Source organism: Gelidibacter sp., from assembly GCF_039916245.1.
Lineage (GTDB): Bacteria > Bacteroidota > Bacteroidia > Flavobacteriales > Flavobacteriaceae > Gelidibacter.
In genome coordinates this window covers 1-4,115 of the sequence record NZ_JBDSLS010000242.1, presented here as the reverse complement: position 1 = coordinate 4,115, position 4,115 = coordinate 1, and the positions used below count along the sequence as shown (strand labels likewise).

2 protein-coding genes and 1 pseudogene are annotated in these 4,115 nt (G+C 37.9%); all 3 read left to right on the top strand.

What is annotated here, in order from left to right; genetic code table 11:
- Nucleotides 1-452, top strand: a pseudogene (locus ABIQ28_RS12920) (signal recognition particle-docking protein FtsY); the annotation flags it as partial.
- Between the two features lie 513 nt (nucleotides 453-965).
- The gene (locus ABIQ28_RS12915) at nucleotides 966-2,612 is read left to right on the top strand and encodes an amidase family protein (RefSeq protein WP_348037960.1); all 1,647 of its coding nucleotides are present in this window, start codon (nucleotides 966-968) and stop codon (nucleotides 2,610-2,612) included.
- A gap of 574 nt (nucleotides 2,613-3,186) precedes the next feature.
- Nucleotides 3,187-4,115, top strand: a 929-nt coding sequence (rimO, locus tag ABIQ28_RS12910) for a 30S ribosomal protein S12 methylthiotransferase RimO (RefSeq protein ID WP_348037958.1), incomplete at its 3' end; no start/stop codon positions are given.

Sequence of the window (4,115 nt, the reverse complement as noted above, 5' to 3'; positions counted from 1 at the left end):
ACCGTGTTGATGTGCCTATGGTACGTCAAAATTTTGGAAGTGATCCAGCTTCTGTTGCTTTTGACACCATCAAACGCGGCGTTGAACTTAATGCTGATGTGATTATTATTGATACCGCTGGACGTTTACACAATAAAGTCAATTTGATGAACTAGTTGACTAAAATTAAACGTGTCATGCAAAAAGTAATAATAGATGCACCTCACGATGTGCTTTTGGTATTGGATGGTTCTACGGGGCAAAATGCTTTCGAGCAAGCGAAACAATTCACAGCTGCTACTGAAGTCACTTCATTAGCCGTCACAAAACTCGATGGAACAGCCAAAGGTGGTGTGGTCATCGGCATTTCTGACCAGTTTCAAATTCCAGTAAAATACATAGGTGTTGGAGAAGGGATTGACGACTTGCAAGTTTTCAATAAATTTGAATTTGTAGATTCGTTTTTTAAATAGCCTAATTCCTGCGAAATCGAAGATTCACGAATTCGATAAAAAATAAGAATTTATGAGTAAGGCAGGAAACCTTTAGGTTCAGCGAAGCTAATCTTGATGTTCAACTGCATTGCTTTGTTTATTAAGCCGTTGTTGGTGTTTTCCACCAATAACATTCATTTGGACGGCATTATTTCTTACTCTATTTCCAATTAGCATCCAAAAATTTTTGACTCTATGCCGTTGTTGGTGTTTTCCACCAACAACATTGATGTGGGCGGCAAATGTATTTTACTCTATTTCCATTAGCTTCTAAAAAGTTTGACACAAATTTCATAAATTTTCACGGACTTACTCATTCCACCGTTGTTGGTGTTTTTCTCCCGTTGTTGGTGTTTTCCACCAACAACGTGCTCCGTTTTTAGATGATTTCTGATATTTCAAAACTTACTTCATGCTAAACAACCACTTTATCCAAACCTCAATCTCAATGTAACCTAGTTTTTCAGTATTTTTAAATAAAAAATACCCACGATGAAACCATTTCTACTCTCTGTGATTGTTCTGCTAATGTCTTCTTGTAAAAATTCCGAAAACAAAAAAGAGGATAATGAGAAGCCTTCTCAAGATATCAGTGCTATTTCAACCAAGGATTTTACAGAGTTTAAAGTCTTGGATTCCAAATTTATCGACAACTCGAAACTTTGGGAGCCGTTCAATAAGGATTTAAGCGATTTTACAGAAGAAAAATACAGCGCCTTAAAACTGTTAATTTTAGAACAGGACATTCCAGCGCTACAACAGCATATCCAAGATGGAAAATTGTCTTATGAAGATCTGACGAAATTCTATCTCTATCGCATTCGAAAATTTGATCGTGAAAATGACTTGTCGTTAAACTCAGTCATTGCTTTGAATCCCAATGTTATTTCGGAAGCCAAACAGAAAGACAACGATCTCAAGAACAAGATGCGTAAACATTCGGTTTTCGGAATGCCGATTCTGTTAAAGGATAATATCAATACTTCTGAAATGCCAACCACTTCTGGAGCTGTGGCATTTCAAAATAATAACACGACTACCGATGCTTTCATTGTAGAACGGTTAAAAGAGCAAGGCGCACTGATTTTGGGAAAAGCCAATTTAAGCGAATGGGCTTATTTCTTTTGCGGCGATTGCCCAAGTGGCTATAGTGCGATAGGCGGTCAAACCTTAAATCCTTACGGTCGTAAAACGATGGATACTGGTGGCTCCAGTTCAGGAAGTGGGGCTGCGGTTGCTGCCAATTTTTGTGTGGCAGCTATTGGCAGTGAAACCTCAGGCTCTATTTTGTCGCCATCAAGTCAAAATTCTATCGTCGGGTTAAAACCAACCATCGGTTTATTGAGTAGAACTGGGATTGTACCCATTTCTTCAACTTTAGATACGCCTGGGCCAATGGCTAAAAACGTAATGGATACGGCTATTGTTTTAGACGCTATGTTAGGCTATGATGAGAACGACTCAAAATCCGTTACTTTAAAATCCGAAACCAGTTCTTATTATGATGCTATTCTTAAAGGAAATAACTTGGAAGGCAAACGCTTTGGAGCTTTTAAGGAATTGATGAAAGATTCTTTATATGTGCGGGCGATTTCCGATCTGAAAACTAAAGGTGCGCTAATCATTGAAATTGATGAGGATAAAGTAGAATTGCCAGGTTTTTTAAGACTTTTAAATTTGGATATGCAAAACGACTTTTCGAACTATATTAAATCTTCCGGAGATCCTAAACTGACCATAAAATCAGTGGCAGACGTGATGGCGTTTAATGAAAAGGATTCTCTAGCGAGAATGCCGTATGGACAAAACCTATTCGCCGGAATCGTGGCCGATTCTGCTACTGACAAAGAATTTTATGAGATCAAAAACACCCTGAAAACTAATGGCAGATTGTTTTTTGATGCTGCCATGAAAAAACACCATTTAGACGGATTTTTGTCCATAAATAACTTTCATGCTGGTTTTGCAGCAGTGGCTGAATATCCTGCTATTACAGTGCCGATGGGTTATTCTGGAAGTGGCGAACCAGAAGGATTGACCTTTATCAGTAAACCCTTTTCTGAAAAGCTTTTATTAGGTTGGGCCTATACTTACGAACAAGTTTCGAAAAGACGTGTTGCTCCTAAAAATTATAATTAATTCGTAGAGCATTTGTTTTGGTTTAAATACAAAAGATCAGATTTCAGATCGCTATTGTGCGGAAAAGAATTAAGACCGCTCCGCTGTTAGAACCAAGAACAAAGACAAATACGTAAGTAATTGAAAATATGGGATGTAAAAGTCATAATTAGAATGGATTAAGATGTTTTAGAAATAGTTTTCAAAAATCTAGAAATGAAGGAGATTGAGGATCAAAAACGTTGAAAGAACTTTATTGATCAGTATTCTTAGAAGGTCAACGCAACTTTAATCGGACAACAATGATTTCAGATATAGGATTCTGTTTTATTTACATTGCGATCTTTGCGCTCATCTTTGCGTCCTTGCGGTTAAAAAATCAAACGCAAAGGACGCAAAGGTTTTTCGCAAAGATCGCAAAGTTATAGATCTCAACTTTAAATTCAACTTCGATTTCGCCTCCGCAAAGGCATCGGACGGGCAGGCAATTTTCCACCTTCACAAAAGTTACGGACGTGCAAGCAACTTCAATTTGAATTTCAACTTCAATTTCAACTTCATTTCCGTATCTTTGCACACTTAATTTTTTTGGAATATGAGAACGAAGTCGATTAAAAAGAACCGGATCAATGTCGTGACCCTTGGTTGTAGCAAGAACGTATATGACAGTGAAGTCCTTATGGGCCAACTTAAAGCGAGTGGAAAAGATGTGGTGCATGAAGAGGAAGGTAATATCGTCGTGATCAATACCTGTGGCTTTATCAATAATGCCAAAGAAGAAAGTATCAACACCATCCTTGATTTCATGCAGAAAAAGGAAGATGGCGAAGTGGATAAAGTCTTTGTTACTGGCTGTTTAAGTGAGCGTTACAAACCAGATTTGCAAAAGGAAATCCCCAATGTGGACCAATATTTTGGAACTACCGAATTACCTGCTTTACTAAAAGCTTTAGGTGCCGATTATAAACACGAACTTATTGGCGAGCGTTTGACCACGACTCCAAAAAACTATGCGTATTTGAAAATTGCCGAAGGTTGTGACCGACCATGCAGTTTTTGTGCCATTCCGTTAATGCGTGGAAAACATAAAAGTACGCCGATCGAAAATTTGGTGCTTGAAGCAGAAAAATTAGCAGCCACTGGTGTGAAAGAGCTAATTCTAATCGCTCAGGATTTAACCTATTACGGACTCGATTTATACAAAAAGAGGAGTTTAGCTGAATTGCTTGAAGCTCTTGTAAAAGTGGAAGGCATTGAGTGGATCCGATTGCATTATGCATTCCCGACAGGTTTCCCTATGGATGTTTTAGACATCATGAATAGAGAGGCTAAAATCTGTAATTATTTAGATATTCCCTTACAACATATTTCCGATCATATTCTTAAAAGCATGCGTCGTGGAACCACGAAGGAAAAAACGACCAATCTTATCAAGGAATTTAGAAAAACAGTTCCAGAAATGACAATCAGAACCACCTTAATCGTTGGTTATCCTGGAGAAACTGATGAAGATTTTCAGGAATT

What these genes read in the sequence shown, in the direction of transcription:
- ABIQ28_RS12915 (WP_348037960.1), top strand. Translation starts at nt 966, where the DNA reads ATGAAACCATTTCTACTCTCTGTGATTGTTCTGCTAATGTCTTCTTGT.